Below are 16,641 nucleotides of genomic sequence, written 5' to 3'. Positions count from 1 at the left end.
AATTTTCTTTCATTAAACTTTTCCTCCTGCTCTTTTATAGTATTCTAAAGCCTTTGGTAAATCTTTCTGAATATCTCCAACTCTGGTTCCCGGACTTGGGTGAGTTGACAAAAACTCCGGTTGTCTTGCTCCTGAAGATGAAGCTTCCATCCTTTGCCAGAAAGGTATTGCTTGACGCGGATCATACCCTGCAATGGCCATTAAATTTAATCCCATTTCGTCTGCTTCAGACTCCTGAGTTCTTCCATATTTTAAAAGAGCTACTTGTGAACCAACAGGATAAACTTGTTGAAAAACACTAGACCATTGTGCATTTGAAATAGTACTTCCTAAAAGCGCTCCTCCATATTGTGCAACCATTGCCTGTGAAATTCTTTCGTTACCATGACCTGCCAAAGCGTGAGAAACTTCGTGCCCCATCACAACTGCAAGCCCGGTTTCATCTTTAGTAACCGGAAGAATTCCTGTATAAACAGCCACTTTTCCGCCCGGCATACACCATGCATTCACCTGATTATCCTGAAGAAGATTAAATTCCCACTGATAACCAGACAAATCTGCACTTCTACCGATACTTGCGTAATATTGTTCTGCTGCTATTTTTATTTTATTTCCTACTTTTTTAACCATCTGAGCCTGAGCTCCTGTTACAACTTTAGACTCTTTCAAAGTCTGCTGATATTGTTGCACAGCCGAAGAAGTTATCTGAGGATTAAGGGTTCCTATTTGTAGAGATTTTCTTCCTGTCATCGGATTTGTTGTACACGCTGCAACTGCAAAAGCGGCCGCTCCAATTCCTAATAAATGAGTAATTTTCATAATTGCCTATTATAATTGAACCTTAACAATTTCTATTCCAAAAAATATTCTGAAATTCGTTTTTGCATACATTTTGATGTATAAATTTACTAAATTTAATCTTATGAAAATTTATATAAAAATAATCTCAGTTTTTGCATTCATATTTCTTTTTCAGAATTGTGCATCGCAAAAAGTTGATCCACAAATAGTAAACAATCTGGTGAGTTCTGATGAATTTACTTTTCATGCTGAAAAAGCAAACCCGATGAATTACGATGTTATCAATGTGGTAAACTCAATCCCGAATGCCACTCAGCTTCGTACATTTCAGATTTCTGGTGAAAGCTACGGCATTGAATTTAAAAAAGGAGTGATGGAAGTTACGCTTCCTTATTTTGGAAGAGCTTTTACCTCAACGTACGGAACATCCGATAACAGTTACCGATTTACTTCAAAAGATTATGCCGTAACAAAAACTCAGAGTAAAAAAGGAAACTGGGTGTACAAAATCAAACCCAATGATGTAAAACATGTTTCTGATATTAATATTGAAATTTTTAAAAACGGAAAAGCATCAACATCAATAAGAAGCAACGATAGACAGCCGATTTCTTACGATGGATATATTTCTAAAAATGAAGAAACGAAAGAAAAGGAGAAGCTTTAGTCGTGGTTCGGGTTTGGTGATACGAGTTTTAAATCTTGTAAAATATACTTATTAAATATTCCACGAATCTTGAAAACTCGGATCTTGAAACTCGTAACTCAAATCTCAGATCTTGAATCTCTTAAAAACTTTTCTACAAATAACTTTGCTTCAGTACTTGGATTAGAAATCAGGTCTGAAGCATTTTTTTTATGCTGAATATAAGCTTCCTCCACAGAATTATCTTTTTTCATCATACTTAAAATATATTCCTGAACCCAATATTCAAAGCGTTTTTCAGATTGTTGAGTTCGAACTTCGTCAAAACGTTTCGAATTCTTTTTTAATGAAATAAAATCATTAATTTTCTGATAGACATCATTCAATCCTTCATTATGTAAAGCAGAACCCAACAAAACAGGAACTTTCCAGTCTTTTTCTTTTGCAGGAAGAAAATCTAATGCACGTTTTAGTTCAAGCTTGGTATTTTTGGCTTTTTGCAGATTACTTTCTTCTACTTTATTAATGAAAATAATATCGACCATTTCCATGATTCCGCGCTTTATTCCCTGAAGTTCGTCACCACCGCCAATAATTTTCAGAAACAAAAAAACATCGGTAATATCTGAAACCAAAACTTCAGACTGCCCTACTCCGACGGTTTCGATTAAAATATAATCGTATCCTGCAGCTTCGCAAATCATCATCGTTTCAAAAGTAGTATTGGCAACTCCGCCCAAAAATCCGGAACTTGGAGAAGGACGAATAAATGCATTTTCTTCTTTTGCCAACTCTTCCATTCTGGTTTTATCCCCCAAAATACTACCTTTATTAATCGCAGAACTGGGATCGATAGCTAAAACCGCAACTTTTTTATTATTTGAAATCGCTAATCTTCCAAAATTTTCTATAAAAGTAGATTTTCCGGCACCGGGAACTCCTGTGATTCCCACTCTGATTGAATTTCCTGTTAACGGAAGTATCTTTTTTAAAAGTTCTTCTGCCTGACTTCGATGTTCGGGTTTTGTGCTCTCAACTAAAGTAATGGCTTTTGCAATCAAACGCTTATTGCCTGATTTAATCCCATCTATAAAGTCTTCTGTTGAAATTTTCATTCATTCAAAAATATAAAAATAACCTGCAAAATCCGAGAAAAAGCTCATTAATTTTAATGCTTCTAAATTATATATCTAAACACCAATCACCTGCAAAATTCGCTATTTTTGTTTTAAACAATTAAAAAAAATATGAAAAGTCTATTTGCAGCAGCAACATTTGCCCTTATTTTATTAGCATCTTGTACTCCCAAAGCAACATCTGTAGCTGAAGCTCCAAAATCATCGACAAGTACCACAGAACAAATAGCACAGGGAAAAACAATCTTCGAAACTGCATGCAAAAGATGTCATGATTTGCCAGAACCCACCAAATTTACTTCTGTACAATGGGTAGGAATTATGAATTCTATGGCTCCAAAAGCGAAACTAACTGACGAACAACATCAATGGGTTTACGATTATGTGGTGTCTGTGAAAAAATAAAAGATTCAACCAACAAAAAATATCATCATGAAAAAATTAGTTTTAAATATGATTTTAGGGTCTGTTTTTATGGTTTCTTGCGGACCAAAAAGCACAGCCGTAACCGGTCCTAAATTTACCTCAGCTGAACATTTAGCACAGGGAAAAACAGTTTTTGAAAACTCATGCAACAGATGCCATAAACTACCGGATCCAGCAAAACACGACGATCAGGGATGGATAAAAACCTTAAGCAGAATGGCTCCAAAAGCGAAATTGAATGATGAACAACATCAAATGGTCTATGATTATTTGATTTCTGTAAATAAAAAATAGGCTTTCTTTTGAAAGTCTATTTTTGTTTAAATCTCCATTCAATTCGATACATTTCTCTTCATTTCATTATGAAAAATACTCAAACTGACGAATGTATAGCTTAGATTTACATTATAAAATTGACAAGTGAAACGAATTAACTATTCACAATTCACCGATTAATTCACTTTAAATCAATCCCTAAACCAGATTTTCCGGATAGAATAATTTTGCCATTTTCTACAAAATTCCCTGTGGCATAATCATTAGAAATAAGATTGGCGCCGTCTAAATCTACAAAATCTGCGACTCCGGTTAAAAGACATCCTGCAGAAATTCCGACTGTTGATTCTGTCATGCAGCCGATCATAATTTTATAGTTTAATTCTCTTGCTTTTTTTATCATTTCTAAAGCGGGAGTCAATCCTCCACATTTCATCAGTTTAATATTGATGCTTTTATAATACGGAATGAGTTCCTCAAGCGAATCAATATTCTGGCAATCTTCATCTGCCATCCAATTAGCAAAACTTTCTTTTTTTAAGATTCTATAATAGTCAATTGGCCGAGGTTGCTCCAAATATGAAAATTTTTGAACCTCACCATTTCCCTGAAGCCAAACACAATCTTCATCGGTAAAACTTGCATTAGAATCTAAAGCAATACTTTTATCTAATTGTAATAATTTTTCAACATTGCTTTTATTTAAACCTTTACATTTTACTTTAAATCGAGTCCATTCACTTTTCTGAATTTTATCGATTTGATTCTCAATATCTCCGATGGAAATCGTGATTGAACTTTCAACTAAATTATCTGTTGGAAGTTGATTTAATTCTAAAAAACTTTTATTTTCAAGTTTTCCAAACAGATCCCAATACGCGCAATCTAAAGCAGAAAGCAAAAACGAGTGAAGGTTTAAACTCAACAAAAACTTAAAAAAATCTTTAGGATGAATGATTTTCTGCGCTTCAATTTGATGCTGAATTTCTTTTAATTTTAAAACAAAATCGTGAAGATTAATCTGGTAATAATCAATCGCCACACATTCGCCATAACCTTTACAATTTTGATGGAAAAGCTCTATTAACAATGCATCACGATGATTGTAGTTTCCGTAAGCAATGGAAAACGTTTCTTTTAGCTGAAGCTTTTTGAGAGTAAACTTTATTTTCATAATACTAACTTACCCAAATATCATATGTTTTTAAAACCACCCATTTCCCATTCACTTTTTTATAAATCAAAGTTGAACCTCCACCGTAGAATGGTCCACAAGACATTGAATTTTGTACAAGGCAAACCGTTTTATTCTTATTAAAGAAAGGAACAGAAAAAGTTTGAATACATTTATCTCCATATTTTTTTTGAAACTGTTTCCAAAAATCCCGTTCATATTTTGCACTTAACTTCAAAATTTCGTCGGTTGTTATGAAATCTAATTTCTTTTTAATTTTACTTTTTTGGAGATTAAAATTTATTAAGTTTCTATCTTGATTTTTATAGTAAGATGAATCTTTTATTGCAAAAATGGAATCATATGAGAAATTTAACGCTAAAACAGGAGGCGGTGGCTCTTCGTTCTCATTTAATTCTTCAAAAAAAACTCTCTTAACTGCAATATTATAAATGTTATCATGTAAAGTACCATTAATGCTGTCTTCTCTAATTTGGTCAGTAATAAGCTGATTCAAAACTTCGTACTTCAAGTCCAAAGTTTCATCTTTCGGGGTTATTTCTTTTCTCGCTTCGTTCTTTTTGCAGGAAATCAATAGCAATAGAATCAAAAATAAATAGTGTTTCATAAATTAAATTTACAAAAAAAGGAGACTTATTTCGTCTCCTTCTTGTTTTTAGATTTTTTCTTGGGCATTTTAGATTTTATAAATTTCTTGCGCTCTTTTACAACATCCAAACTATGCGACGAGAAACAATATTTTTCAGCTTCAGTTAAAAATTTTAAAGCATTCGGAAAGCTTCCTCTTTTTTCGGAAAGCAGAGATCTGTAAAACCAGATAGTCGCTTTATCAATTCCTTTTATTTTCAAAGAATAGTTAATCAGCTTTTCAGCTTCCTGCAAATCTTCATTATCCAAAAGACATTTAATGTAATATTTTGGCGTATTAAGATTCGTAACATCACATTGCATCGCCTCTTCAAAATAGAGCTTTCCTTTTTCGTAATCGATGAGCATTTCGCTGTAGATTCTTCCCATCAGACAAAGGGAATCTGCATCTTCAGGATCGTAAGACAGCGCATAATTCAATGCTTCCAGACAATCCGGCAAGCTATAAGGATAATTATCCAAAGCTTCGAAATAATATTTACTTTTAGTTAAGGTCATTTCTGTAGTTTTTTAATTCATTTTTCAGTTGATTTCTTTCTTTTTTGAAAGATTTCTCCTGATAATTCTTTTTAAAATCCGTTCCCGAAAATGTTCGGATTGGGTTTCCTCTTTGCACCTGCAAATGATTATTCCAAGTTTCCTGCATTCTTTTTTGAAGCTGAATGATATTCTGTTCCAAAACTTTTTCTTTCAATCTTTCAATCGAAAGTTTTTTATTCTCCAATTGGGAACGCGTATCCTGTACAAAAACACTTTGCCCGGTCGGAATATGAGTTGCACGAACAGCCGTGTTGACTTTATTCACATTTTGTCCGCCACTTCCCTGACTTCTCGTCGTCTGAAACTGAATATCTTTTTCGTTGAAATTAATTTTCTCCAAACCCTCCAGTTCAAAAATCCCGATAAACCAATTGCTTCTTTTATGTAATTTTCGGAAGGTACTTTTCCCAATCCAGCAAATACTTCCTAACCAAGTTTTTAAAAATTCATTTACATTTTTTGATTTTAAAAGTAGCGTTACTGACTTAAAAGTCAGGTTTTCATCACCATTTTCACGGTGGATGATTTCGTAATCTATCTTGTTATGTTTTGTTTCCTCAAGAAAAGCCTTCAGAACTTTGGCAACTACCCATTGACATTCTAAAGGTCCTCTTCCTGAGGTTATTTGTATTAATTTGTCCATTGTTATTTTGGTATTTCACTTAATCTTGGATGACCGACAGGATCAATTCCTTTTTCCAATAAATCTTTTGCAGCCATCACTGCCCAACATTTATCGCTGGAATGAATGTTTCTGTAAAATGAAAGCAAAACATCAGGTTTTACAACAGTGAATCCGTTTGCTTCGACAGTTTCCAAATCACTTCTTTCAAAGAAATCGATTGTAATTCTGTGAAATTTTCCGTTTTCCATTTCGATTGTTTTCTCATATCTGCGAAAATTTTCTTCGCTTGGAAGATGATCATATCTTGTCCAGACTTTCTGAAAACCTTCCTGCTGAAGAATCATAACCACTTCAGCCACATTTTCTTTATTTACAAAAACATCAATATCCTTATGATCATGTGCATGTTTGTATTCCGTATGCCCTACTTCAGACATAAAATGCCACGCCCAACCTCCTGATAAAATGACTTTATTTTTTAATTTTTCTAATATTTCGAGTTCGTTTTGAATTCTAAATTCCGGCCAGACTTCACCGTATCTTTTTATATTATGTGGTGCTCCCATTTTACTAATTTTTGTTGTTTGTTGATGGTTGTCAGTTGATGGCGTTAAAAATTCTTACAACCATCAACTAAAAACTAACAACCATTTTACTTATCCATTCTCACAATTCGAGGCTGGAAAGTTCCCAGAATATCAACCAATTCACTTTGTGCATTCATCACTTCGTTGATGTCTTTGTACGCCATAGGTGCTTCTTCTGTATTTCCGCCCATCAAAGTGACATTTTTAATTTTTAATTCTTTTTTAATGTCATTTTGAGTGAAAAGATTTCTGCATTCTCCTCTAGAATGAGCTCTTCCGGCTCCGTGAGAAGCTGATTTCAAAGAATCCGGATTTCCTTTTCCACGAACGATAAAGCCTTTTGCAGTCATTGATCCGGGAATCATTCCCAATTCATTTTCGTTGGCTGGAGTTGCGCCTTTTCTGTGAACGATCACTTCTTTTCCGTTATGGATTTCTTTCCAAGCAAAATTGTGATGGTTTTCAATTCTGGCTTTTACCCTTCCTCCGACGGCTTTTACCAATCTTCGGTGAATGTCGTCGTGACAAGCCGAAGCGTAATCTCCCGCGAGATTCATCGCCGTCCAATATTCTAAACCGAGATGCGTATTCAAATCCAGCCACGCAAAGTTTTGCGCTTCTTTTGGTAACGGACATTGCTCTGTCGCCACTCTCGAATAATATTGAGCGATTTCTGCTCCCAATCCACGAGAGCCGCTGTGTGAAAGAATTCCGAGATATTTTCCTTTTGGAAGCCCGATTTGTTTGTCTTCTTCTGTGATTTCTACTTCTCCGAATTCTACAAAGTGATTTCCGCCGCCGGAACTTCCCATTTGTTTGATGGCTTTTCCTTTTAGTCTTCTTAAAATCGGAATTAAATCAAACGTATCTCTCTCGAAAATTTCGTGGCCAACGTGAGATTTATGTGTTTCGTACATTCCAAATTTGGTATGTTCAGCAAGAGCTTTTTCATATTTATCTCTCGCTCCGTCAAGATATGAAATAGGAGTATCCAAAATACTGAGCGACATTCTACAGCCAATATCCATCCCGACTCCGTAAGGAATTACGGCATTTTCTACCGCCAAAACTCCGCCGATCGGAAGTCCATAACCGCTGTGTGCATCGGGCATTAAAGCACCTTGCGTGGCAATTGGCAATTTCAATGCAGTGTACAACTGGTTTTTTGCTTCATCCGAAATATTGTTACCGAAAATCTGGAAAGATGCACGGTTTGTATTGAGCATTCTTTTTTCAGTTTTTTTGGATGAAAGTAAAGCTTCTGCAATCTGTCCGAAGGTTAAATCTTTTTCAAATTGTTCCGGATTTTGTTGAATTTCCTTTAAAAGAGATTTCACATAATGAATATTTTTGGTTGCAAAATTTCTTTTCATGACTTCTAAAGCGATGTTCACGCTCTGATTGTTTGGATAGCCTAATTTTAATATATCTTTTCCTTTAAGTTTTAAATTTCCCATTGTTTTTGTTTTAAACATTTATTGGACTTATTCGTCCATAAAATAGTCGGCAAACGCAGTTGCTGACATTTTGTAGCGAAAGTATTTTTCACTTTCGTTCAGATCAGATTCATATTTAATTTTCCATGAATTTGATTTACCATAAATTTTCTTCTGAATAATTCCCTGAACTTTATATTGCTTTACATAAAATTCTATTTCTGCATATTCTTTTTCCAAATCTGCATTTACAGGTTTGTAATGCGTAATCATATTGGGTTTTATTCTTAAAATAAACCTCCATGGTTCAATAAAATCGTAGTAATCGTAATCTATTTTGCGAAAAGGACAATATTCTTTTCTTTTTAAAAAGTATTGTTTTTCTCGTTCTGTAAGCTGCAACTTTGGGTTATTCCACTCATAAGATGAAAGAGACTTTAATTTCTGTTCTCTTTCTACATATATTCTCCTTCCAAATTTTTTTCTCTTTTTTAAAAAGTGTCGAATTTCTGAATACATGAATGTGTTTATTTTCTTCAGAATTCCTTCAAAAAAATCGGCATCTTTTGTGCGCATTACTTCTTCTGTTACAGCGAAGAATCTTACAAAACCTCTTTGATAAGGTTTTTCTAAAGGAATCCAAAGAATATCTCTTTTAATTTCCCAAAGTTCATTACTACGTTTATACTTTTTTCTGATCTGTTTTTCTACATCTTTTTTTATGCTTCTTTTTCTGCTTCTCAGACTTCGCAGTCGGTAAAACAGAAGGTTGTCTTTTTCCATTTATCAATTAGATTATTAGATGCAAGACGCCAGATTTCAGACTTTCTGAAGCTGCATTTTTGCATCAAATCTTTTATCAACTAAAATATTAGTTGATTTTAAATTACGTCATTTTTGTCAACGAAAAAAGAGATTCTTCCTTCGTCAGAATGACAATGCGGAGTTGTAATTCTTAGCCCCGATTGCAGCGACATCCTTTTTTTGCGGTGGCTTGAAAAAAGCGGTGGCAAAAAAGATATAGCGGAAAGCGGGATTAAGCTCCTAATTGTTAATATTTATTTTTTTCATTCTCAGAGATTGAACTTCTACGGAGTTCTTTCGTTGAATGATAAATTCACAGATATTGCTCCTATGGAGCAGAAAAATTTCACTGTGAACATTTAAAATAAAATGTAATACCATTTAATCTTAGAATAGACCTTTTTTTATTAAGTGCTCCAGAGGAGCAATATCTGTGTAGTAGAAAATTATACAGCACACAGTGGAACTCCGTAGGAGTTCAATCTATTTCTAGTAAATTTAAAATAGAAATGGTATAAAAGATTTCGGGGGAACTTGTTTTGAGTTTGAAATATTGCGCAATAAAAAACCCGAAAATCTTACGACTTCGGGTTTTGATATTTCAATATACTATTGTTCTATGAGTGTACCAAACCACGAAGCCTCGCCTTTGCAAAAGGCAATCCTACTGATGAATGTTGATTGTATTTGAACATTGCTTCGTTGTTTTTTTAATGGTTAAACTTGATTTTCAGTTGCAAAGATATTATTTTTTTTGAATTACAAAATAAAAAATCAGAAAATTATTTATCACTTATTAATGACTTCCATTAGATCGAAAATGCTATATTTGTTTTCTTAACCAAAAAATATATGAAAAACACATTAATGAAATCCCTGCTGTGCGCATTTGCATTCGTGATTCTATTTTCCTGTAATTCTAACAAGAATGACGACATTTTAAAATACACCACAGATACCACTTTAGGTTTATCGAGAGTGAATTTAAATTCTATTTCTGATAAAATTCCGGTTGAAAAGATTCTAAAGGAAAAGAAAAACCTAAACGATGAGGGAAGAGTTCTTTTGCAGTTGATCAGCAAACCAAAAGAATCGGGTATCGATATCAGCAAACCGCTTTACATCATGGTGGAGCCCGGAAAATCGAATTCAGATCCTGATGTGAAAGCATTTTTCTGGATCAGTGACAAGGCGAAATTCCAGAAAAGCATGTCTGATCTTACCAAAACTAAAATAACAATCGATAAAAAGGATTTTATTTTTGAAGACGGAAAGATTACAGGAAGCATCAAAGGTGATATGGCGATTATGTCGAGCGAGAAATCTTTTTCTTATTCAAGATATAATTCTATGGATGGCGTTGCAAAACTTAGCGAAAAATACTTTACTGATTTTTGGGCAAGAAAAGGAACTTCAAACAAAGTAATCATCGATCAGGTAAACGAATCTCTGGTAAGCGGAAAAGATGTAAGCGGATGGATGAATCTTGGAGCTGTTGCAAGCTACGTTTCTAAAGGATATATAGAAACTCTGGCTGTAAATAAGTTGATTAAAGATTCAGGAATTGGTTTCGATTTCAGCTTCGATAAAGGAAAAGTGGAAATGGATACCAAAACATTTTTCAACAGCGATATGAAAAAAATTGTTGAGAAATATTACAGCAAAAACAACATCAACTACGATCTTGTAAAAAATGTAGAACTCGACAATGCAAAGTCTTTTTCTATCGGTTATTTCAGTTTAGATTTTATGAGATATTTGATCAAGGAAGCTGGGTTTGAAGCTACAGTAAATCATTATTTAGCATCTACCAACACAACTTTAGAAGACATTACAACAACTTTCACGGGAGATTATGCGTATATGGATATGAAAGAAAATCCTGCAGATTCTTTGGAATATTATAGCAATAAAAGAGCAATGGTTTTAGGTTTTAATCCTAAGAAAAAAGATGTTCTTACCTCATTGCTTCAAGGTCCTTTGGGTGAAAGCAAAAAATATACTATTGTAGATAATCAGGTAATTTTCTCTGATGATCAAAGTGTGAATGCACAATTTCAGGCGAAGAAGGCTGCGAAAAATTCTAAACTGAGCAAAAAAACTGGTATAACAGCTTATTCTTGGTCTGACGGAAGCGACTATAACAGAAGAGAAACTGTACCTGCAAAAGTAATTGAGATCTCAAACGAGTCTAAAGAAAATGCCGGAAATTTAGTTTCTAAATCGCTTATCACCTTAGACAAGAAAGACGAAAATGCACTGTATTATTTTATAATGAATGACTAATTTAGTATTAGAAAACATTTTCCCTAAATATTTCACTCCCAGAAATATCGAACAGTCTGAAATCTGGAATAAAAACATTTCCTTCCAAAAAGGAAACAAGTTTCTGATTGTCGCACCTTCCGGGAGTGGAAAATCTACTTTGGCAACAGCCATGTTGGGTACTCATTTCCAATATGAAGGAAGTATAAAATATGACCAACAAGTTGTAAAAAAACTTCACCTCGAAGAAATTGTAAAAAACAGAAAAGATGGTGTAAGCTTGCTTTTTCAGGATGTAAGATTGATTAAAGATGTTACTATTTCTGAGAATATTCTGCTTCGTGTTTTTAATAAAGACCGAAAACAGTTCATTCCAAAAATGGAAGAATACGCCAAAAGATTAGGAATAGAAAACCTTCTGAATAAAAAAGCAGAAAACTGTTCTTATGGAGAACGCCAAAGAAGTGCCATTGTGAGAAGCCTCATCAATCCTACAGATTTTATTATTTATGATGAATGTTTCAGTCATTTGGACTTGAATAATAAAAAAATTGCCTTTTCATTAATTAATGAAGTTTCAAAAGAAAGCGGAAGTTCGGTGATCTTTTTTGAGCTGAACGAGTTTCCATTTGAGCATGATTATCAAATTCTTCATTTATAAAAGCTTATGAAGAAAATTTTTAATTCAATTATTTTATACGCAGGATTATTCATCGCCTTTATTTTGGTCTTGTCTTGTTTGCAACTGTACGAAAATGCGAACCGCCTTTTTGGAAGTAAAAGCAGCGACAGCAATTATTGGCTGACTTTTAGCAAAAAAATCACTCCGGATAATATCGGCAGAAAAGAACTTCTTGGTTTTAATGAAAGTGATATTTCAAAAATTAAAACCTGGAGTGAAGTAAAAGCCATTTATCCTTTTTCGGCAAATGAATTTAAAGCTTCTGCAAATGGCGGTGACTTTATTCCTTTTTATACTGATCTGTATTTTGAAGGTTTAGATTTAAAAGCAATTGATTCTGATTTGACAGACGAAGAGTTTCAGGTAAAAGGTGACGAAATTCCAATTATTATTTCAAGAGAATATCTCAATCTTTACAATTACGGATTTGCTTTAAACCAAGGTCTGCCGCAGATCTCAGAAGATTTTGCCAAGAAAATTGAAGTCAACATCAACATCACTGTCAATAAGCAGAATAAGACGTATAAAGGAAAAATGGTCGGTCTTTCAGACAGAATACATTCCGTCTTGATTCCGAAAAAGTTTCTTGATTCTCTGAATATGGCAGAAAAGCCTGAGCTTGCTACACAGCCCAAAATCTACAACAGAGTTTTGGTACAGGTAAAAGATTCTGGAGATGAAGGTTTGGTCTCTAAAATGAAAGAAAACGGCTACGAGTCTAATCAGGAAAGTCTCCGTTCGGCAAAAATAAAGTCAAAGCTATTTTTAGTTTTAAAAATAATTGCTGTTTTGGGAGTTTTCATCTTTGCCTTGTGTTTGTATATCATTGTAAGCTTTATAAAGATTCAGTTTTTAGAAAAGCAAGAAGAAGTTTCGATTAAAAATAGCTTAGGATATTCGCCAAAGAAAATGGTGAGCGATATCAGTAGGAAATTCAGTTTGAATTTAATGTTTGTATTAATTTTAAGCTTAGGACTGATCGCAGCTGGACAATATTTTATTGCAAAATCTGATGTTTCCAACGGTTTACTTTCGATGTATATTAATCCTTTACTTTGGTCAATGATTATCATCATTCCAATAATGGTTTATTTCTTCGTCAATATTCTTATCTACCGATGGCTGATTAAGTCCTGGAAAATATAACAAAACGACCATCATTTGATGGTCGTTTTTATTTTTTATAAAGCTGTTATTTAATCTTTCGATCCTTGACTATCCATTGTATCTCCCATTCCTCTGCTGTTTGGAGAATATACTCTTTCTTTATCTAAGAAATAAACATTATGCCTTGCCTTTGCGATAATTCCATTGTAAACATCTTCCGGCAAACCTGTCGACTCAGAATCACTCTGGTTAACAGAAGGTTTATTATAAATTTTTAATGCTCCATATTGATCCAAAACTTTTTTTGCGTTTTGTGCATCTGTAAGATTGGAAGCATAAACCACCAAATTGATTTTACCCACACTTTCCTTACTGTAAGCTGCTAAAATCTCGTTATCATTTACAAAAACATGATTCCAAAAACTTCTTGTTTTTTCATCATCTTCGTATTCATTCGTAGAAGACTCTTCATCAAATCTCGATTTAGAAACAATAATGTCTGCGTCGAGAAATCCTTTGTTTTTTAATTCTGATTTTATTTCCTCTGTATTCACAGTTTCCGGAAATACTGAAATTACTGTATAAGCCATATTAATTTATTTTTTGGTTATGGCTTACAGTACAAAAGCTGTGCAATTTGAAGTTTAATGAAATGTTAAATTACATTTCCGGGAAATTTATTTTAGCTTTTCGAAATTTGCAATCCAAATTTTTACCTCTTTTAAAACCGTTTCGTTAAAATTGCTAAAAGTGACATCTTGATAGTGGAAACTCATCTTAAAATCTTCTAAATCTCCCCATGAATAATATAATAAGTAAAACGGATAAACATTTTTTCATACTCTGATTCTACACAAATTCTGGCTAATTTTTCGAGGCAAGAAAGCACATCGTTCTCACCATTAACAATCTTCTGTATATAATAATAAGATCGACTTTGAACTGCTTTTTCCCTTCGAATGCTTCAATATTAAACTCTTTTAAAACTTTACTTACAAAAGGTTTAATTTCCCACGCATTGGTAGGTTTAGAAAATGCGGAAAGCATTTGAATGTTATTCGTCACAACTTCTTTTTGCATTAGATCTATCGCCCAATCTACACAAATATCATAATTAAATGAAGAAAACCCTTTATGTGACTGAACCAGCCACGTAACATCAGATTTCTCAATTAAAATATTCACTTGATTACGCTAAAAATCTATTCAAAATATCAACCGCACATTTAGGAAGATTTGTTCCAGGACCGAAGATGAAATCAGCTCCGTTTGCATATAAAAACTCGTAATCCTGTTGCGGAATAACTCCGCCTACAACAATTGTAATATCTTCTGCACCTAATTTCTTTAACTCTTCAACGACCTGTGGAACCAAAGTTTTGTGACCTGCTGCCAAAGATGAAACTCCCAAAATGTGAATATCATTTTCTACAGCCTGTTTTGCAACCTCTTCCGGAGTTTGAAATAACGGCGCAACATCCACGTCAAATCCCATATCTGCAAACGCAGTTGCTACCACTTTTGCACCACGATCATGACCATCCTGCCCCATTTTCGCCACCATAATTCTTGGGCGACGACCTTCTGCTTCTTCAAATTTTTGGGTAAGCTCAAGCGCTTTTCCAAAATATTCATTTTTACCTGCATTCATAGCGTAAACTCCTTGTATCGTTCTGATGTTGGCTTTGTAACGTCCGAAGCTTTCTTCCATTGCGTCACTCATTTCACCTAAAGTTACTCTTCTTCTTGCCGCTTCAATACACAATGCCAAAAGATTTCCGTTTCCTGTTTTTGCAGATTCACGAATTTCATTTAAAATTTGCTCAACAGATTCAGAATTTCGGCTTAATTTAATTGATTCTAATCTCTCAATTTGCTTTCTACGAACTTCAGTATTGTCGATATCTAAAATTTCAATTGGAGTCTGTTTTAAGGCAGATTTAAAAGAATTTACACCGATGATAAACTCTTCGCTGCTATCGATTTTGGCTTGTTTTCTTGCGGCAGCTTCTTCAATTCTCATTTTCGGAATTCCGGCTTCGATGGCTTTTGTCATTCCGCCTTCTTTTTCTACCTCATCAATGTATTTCATTGCCTCTTCGATCATTTGCTGAGTCAAAGATTCAACCAAATTACTTCCACCCATTGGATCGACAACATCACAAATTCCACTTTCCTGTTGAAGAATAATTTGAGTATTTCTAGCAATTTTTGCCGAATAATCTGTAGGTAAAGCAATTGCTTCATCCAAAGCGTTCGTGTGAAGAGATTGAGTTCCACCTAAAGCTGAAGACAATGCTTCAATCGCCGTTCTTGTGATATTATTGAAAGGTTCTTGTTCCGTTAAAGACCAACCTGAAGTTTGTGAATGCGTTCTTAACGCTAAAGATTTCGGATTTTGAGGGTTGAATTGTTTTAAAAGCGTTGCCCAAATATATCTTGCTGCACGCATTTTAGCAATTTCCATAAAATGATTCATTCCGATAGCCCAGAAAAATGATAATCTTGGGGCAAAATCATCGACATTCATTCCTGCTTTAATTCCGGTTCTTACATATTCCAAACCATCCGCTAAAGTATAAGCCATTTCTAAAACGGGAGTTGCTCCTGCTTCCTGCATGTGATATCCGGAAATCGAAATTGAGTTGAATTTCGGAATATTTCTTGAAGTATATTCAAAAATATCAGCAATAATTTTCATGGAAGGAGTTGGCGGATAAATGTAGGTATTACGCACCATAAATTCTTTCAAAATATCATTCTGAATGGTTCCCGAAAGCTTGTCCTGAGAAACGCCTTGCTCTTCTGCAGCCACAATATAAAATGAAAGAATTGGCAAAACCGCCCCATTCATCGTCATTGAAACCGATATTTCATCCAAAGGAATTTCATTGAATAAGATCTTCATGTCCTCAACAGAATCAATCGCAACACCGGCTTTACCAACATCTCCAACAACTCTTGCGTGATCTGAATCATATCCTCTGTGTGTTGCCAAATCAAAAGCTACCGAAAGTCCTTTTTGTCCGGCTGCTAAGTTTCTTCTGTAAAACGCATTAGATTCTTCGGCTGTCGAAAATCCTGCATATTGACGTATCGTCCAAGGTTTTTGAACATACATCGTAGAATAAGGACCTCTTAGGTAAGGAGCAATTCCCGGAGAACTGTCGCTAATGTCTTTATTTTTTACATCTTCTGCCGTGTATTTTGATTTCAGCTCAAGTCCATCCTTTTCAAATTGATAGATTTCCTGCTGATTTTCAGATATATTAAATTGAGGAATTTTGTTCTTTATTTCCCTTCTCATTTCTTCAGATTTAAGATTTTAAAAATAAGCATTTTTACGGGAATGTTTTGTGATTGATTTTCAGAAGGAAAAAGTAAGATTAAATGCTAAAAATTAGAAATTATTTGACACATTAGTCATAAAGAGTTTATTGCTCTTCTGAATAAAAGAACACATTCGT

General features: G+C 34.1%; 18 protein-coding genes. 6 read left to right on the top strand and 12 right to left on the bottom strand.

The window, feature by feature from the left end:
• Nucleotides 1–12: 12 nt before the first annotated feature.
• Nucleotides 13–819 carry a M48 family metallopeptidase gene (locus tag FDY99_RS11530; protein WP_074230408.1) on the bottom strand — a complete coding sequence of 269 codons (807 nt, stop codon included), beginning with the start codon at nt 817–819 and terminating at the stop codon, nt 13–15.
• Nucleotides 820–922: 103 nt separating this feature from the next.
• On the opposite strand from FDY99_RS11530, the gene FDY99_RS11525 reads away from it, so the two are divergent.
• Nucleotides 923–1,468, top strand: a complete 546-nt coding sequence (locus tag FDY99_RS11525; protein ID WP_139421599.1) for a DUF4251 domain-containing protein — start codon at nt 923–925, stop codon at nt 1,466–1,468.
• 98 nt (nt 1,469–1,566) lie between these two features.
• Here FDY99_RS11525 and meaB read toward each other — a convergent pair whose 3' ends face one another.
• Nucleotides 1,567–2,562, bottom strand: coding sequence for a methylmalonyl Co-A mutase-associated GTPase MeaB (meaB, locus tag FDY99_RS11520; RefSeq protein WP_139421597.1), 996 nt, complete (start codon nt 2,560–2,562; stop codon nt 1,567–1,569).
• A gap of 132 nt (nt 2,563–2,694) precedes the next feature.
• Between meaB and FDY99_RS11515 the strand changes: the two genes are divergently transcribed.
• Together FDY99_RS11515 and FDY99_RS11510 are read left to right on the top strand one after the other, a co-directional pair.
• On the top strand, nt 2,695–2,988 hold the full coding sequence (locus FDY99_RS11515) for a c-type cytochrome (protein WP_139421595.1): 294 nt from the start codon (nt 2,695–2,697) through the stop codon (nt 2,986–2,988).
• Between the two features lie 27 nt (nt 2,989–3,015).
• Nucleotides 3,016–3,303, top strand: a complete 288-nt coding sequence (locus FDY99_RS11510) for a cytochrome C (RefSeq protein WP_139421593.1) — start codon at nt 3,016–3,018, stop codon at nt 3,301–3,303.
• Between the two features lie 163 nt (nt 3,304–3,466).
• Here FDY99_RS11510 and FDY99_RS11505 read toward each other — a convergent pair whose 3' ends face one another.
• The 7 genes from FDY99_RS11505 to FDY99_RS11475 form a co-directional block, all read right to left on the bottom strand.
• Nucleotides 3,467–4,459: an enolase C-terminal domain-like protein gene (locus FDY99_RS11505; protein WP_139421591.1), complete on the bottom strand. Its 993-nt coding sequence runs from the start codon at nt 4,457–4,459 to the stop codon at nt 3,467–3,469.
• A gap of 4 nt (nt 4,460–4,463) precedes the next feature.
• The gene (locus tag FDY99_RS11500; RefSeq protein ID WP_139421589.1) at nt 4,464–5,087 is read right to left on the bottom strand and encodes a hypothetical protein; all 624 of its coding nucleotides are present in this window, start codon (nt 5,085–5,087) and stop codon (nt 4,464–4,466) included.
• Between the two features lie 26 nt (nt 5,088–5,113).
• On the bottom strand, nt 5,114–5,626 hold the full coding sequence (locus FDY99_RS11495; RefSeq protein ID WP_139421587.1) for a tetratricopeptide repeat protein: 513 nt from the start codon (nt 5,624–5,626) through the stop codon (nt 5,114–5,116).
• On the bottom strand, nt 5,613–6,311 hold the full coding sequence (prfH, locus tag FDY99_RS11490; protein WP_139421585.1) for a peptide chain release factor H: 699 nt from the start codon (nt 6,309–6,311) through the stop codon (nt 5,613–5,615). The genes FDY99_RS11495 and prfH overlap by 14 nt, the downstream gene beginning before the upstream one ends.
• 2 nt (nt 6,312–6,313) lie before the next feature.
• The gene (locus tag FDY99_RS11485; RefSeq protein ID WP_139421583.1) at nt 6,314–6,859 is read right to left on the bottom strand and encodes a nucleotidyltransferase family protein; all 546 of its coding nucleotides are present in this window, start codon (nt 6,857–6,859) and stop codon (nt 6,314–6,316) included.
• A gap of 86 nt (nt 6,860–6,945) precedes the next feature.
• The gene (locus tag FDY99_RS11480) at nt 6,946–8,337 is read right to left on the bottom strand and encodes an RtcB family protein (protein WP_139421581.1); all 1,392 of its coding nucleotides are present in this window, start codon (nt 8,335–8,337) and stop codon (nt 6,946–6,948) included.
• Nucleotides 8,338–8,364: 27 nt separating this feature from the next.
• Complete coding sequence (locus tag FDY99_RS11475; RefSeq protein ID WP_139421580.1) at nt 8,365–9,099, bottom strand: hypothetical protein; 735 nt, start codon at nt 9,097–9,099, stop codon at nt 8,365–8,367.
• An 873-nt stretch (nt 9,100–9,972) separates the two neighbouring features.
• Here FDY99_RS11475 and FDY99_RS11470 point away from each other — a divergent pair.
• Genes FDY99_RS11470 through FDY99_RS11460 form a run of 3 tightly spaced genes read left to right on the top strand, consistent with a single transcriptional unit; the run spans nt 9,973 to nt 13,213 of the window.
• Nucleotides 9,973–11,406 carry a DUF4836 family protein gene (locus FDY99_RS11470; RefSeq protein WP_139421578.1) on the top strand — a complete coding sequence of 478 codons (1,434 nt, stop codon included), beginning with the start codon at nt 9,973–9,975 and terminating at the stop codon, nt 11,404–11,406.
• Nucleotides 11,399–12,046, top strand: coding sequence for an ATP-binding cassette domain-containing protein (locus FDY99_RS11465; RefSeq protein WP_139421576.1), 648 nt, complete (start codon nt 11,399–11,401; stop codon nt 12,044–12,046). Before FDY99_RS11470 ends, FDY99_RS11465 begins: the two co-directional genes overlap by 8 nt.
• 6 nt (nt 12,047–12,052) lie before the next feature.
• Nucleotides 12,053–13,213 carry an FtsX-like permease family protein gene (locus FDY99_RS11460; protein WP_139421574.1) on the top strand — a complete coding sequence of 387 codons (1,161 nt, stop codon included), beginning with the start codon at nt 12,053–12,055 and terminating at the stop codon, nt 13,211–13,213.
• A 50-nt stretch (nt 13,214–13,263) separates the two neighbouring features.
• Here FDY99_RS11460 and FDY99_RS11455 read toward each other — a convergent pair whose 3' ends face one another.
• The 3 genes from FDY99_RS11455 to scpA all read right to left on the bottom strand — a co-directional run bounded on the left by FDY99_RS11455 (nt 13,264) and on the right by scpA (nt 16,481).
• Nucleotides 13,264–13,764: a hypothetical protein gene (locus tag FDY99_RS11455; protein ID WP_139421572.1), complete on the bottom strand. Its 501-nt coding sequence runs from the start codon at nt 13,762–13,764 to the stop codon at nt 13,264–13,266.
• Nucleotides 13,765–14,038: 274 nt separating this feature from the next.
• Nucleotides 14,039–14,359 carry a hypothetical protein gene (locus FDY99_RS11450; protein ID WP_139421570.1) on the bottom strand — a complete coding sequence of 107 codons (321 nt, stop codon included), beginning with the start codon at nt 14,357–14,359 and terminating at the stop codon, nt 14,039–14,041.
• Between the two features lie 4 nt (nt 14,360–14,363).
• Entirely contained in the window at nt 14,364–16,481 is a 2,118-nt protein-coding gene (gene scpA / locus FDY99_RS11445; protein WP_139421568.1) for a methylmalonyl-CoA mutase, read from the bottom strand.
• Between the last annotated feature and the right edge of the window lie 160 nt (nt 16,482–16,641).

It is taken from the genome of Chryseobacterium mulctrae, assembly GCF_006175945.1.
GTDB lineage: Bacteria > Bacteroidota > Bacteroidia > Flavobacteriales > Weeksellaceae > Chryseobacterium > Chryseobacterium mulctrae.
This window is presented reverse-complemented; position numbering and strand designations above follow the sequence as displayed.

Coding starts and splice junctions, on each gene's coding strand:
- FDY99_RS11530 (WP_074230408.1), bottom strand. CDS start 819: ATGAAAATTACTCATTTATTAGGAATTGGAGCGGCCGCTTTTGCAGTT.
- FDY99_RS11525 (WP_139421599.1), top strand. CDS start 923: ATGAAAATTTATATAAAAATAATCTCAGTTTTTGCATTCATATTTCTT.
- meaB (WP_139421597.1), bottom strand. CDS start 2,562: ATGAAAATTTCAACAGAAGACTTTATAGATGGGATTAAATCAGGCAAT.
- FDY99_RS11515 (WP_139421595.1), top strand. CDS start 2,695: ATGAAAAGTCTATTTGCAGCAGCAACATTTGCCCTTATTTTATTAGCA.
- FDY99_RS11510 (WP_139421593.1), top strand. CDS start 3,016: ATGAAAAAATTAGTTTTAAATATGATTTTAGGGTCTGTTTTTATGGTT.
- FDY99_RS11505 (WP_139421591.1), bottom strand. CDS start 4,459: ATGAAAATAAAGTTTACTCTCAAAAAGCTTCAGCTAAAAGAAACGTTT.
- FDY99_RS11500 (WP_139421589.1), bottom strand. CDS start 5,087: ATGAAACACTATTTATTTTTGATTCTATTGCTATTGATTTCCTGCAAA.
- FDY99_RS11495 (WP_139421587.1), bottom strand. CDS start 5,626: ATGACCTTAACTAAAAGTAAATATTATTTCGAAGCTTTGGATAATTAT.
- prfH (WP_139421585.1), bottom strand. CDS start 6,311: ATGGACAAATTAATACAAATAACCTCAGGAAGAGGACCTTTAGAATGT.
- FDY99_RS11485 (WP_139421583.1), bottom strand. CDS start 6,859: ATGGGAGCACCACATAATATAAAAAGATACGGTGAAGTCTGGCCGGAA.
- FDY99_RS11480 (WP_139421581.1), bottom strand. CDS start 8,337: ATGGGAAATTTAAAACTTAAAGGAAAAGATATATTAAAATTAGGCTAT.
- FDY99_RS11475 (WP_139421580.1), bottom strand. CDS start 9,099: ATGGAAAAAGACAACCTTCTGTTTTACCGACTGCGAAGTCTGAGAAGC.
- FDY99_RS11470 (WP_139421578.1), top strand. CDS start 9,973: ATGAAAAACACATTAATGAAATCCCTGCTGTGCGCATTTGCATTCGTG.
- FDY99_RS11465 (WP_139421576.1), top strand. CDS start 11,399: ATGACTAATTTAGTATTAGAAAACATTTTCCCTAAATATTTCACTCCC.
- FDY99_RS11460 (WP_139421574.1), top strand. CDS start 12,053: ATGAAGAAAATTTTTAATTCAATTATTTTATACGCAGGATTATTCATC.
- FDY99_RS11455 (WP_139421572.1), bottom strand. CDS start 13,764: ATGGCTTATACAGTAATTTCAGTATTTCCGGAAACTGTGAATACAGAG.
- scpA (WP_139421568.1), bottom strand. CDS start 16,481: ATGAGAAGGGAAATAAAGAACAAAATTCCTCAATTTAATATATCTGAA.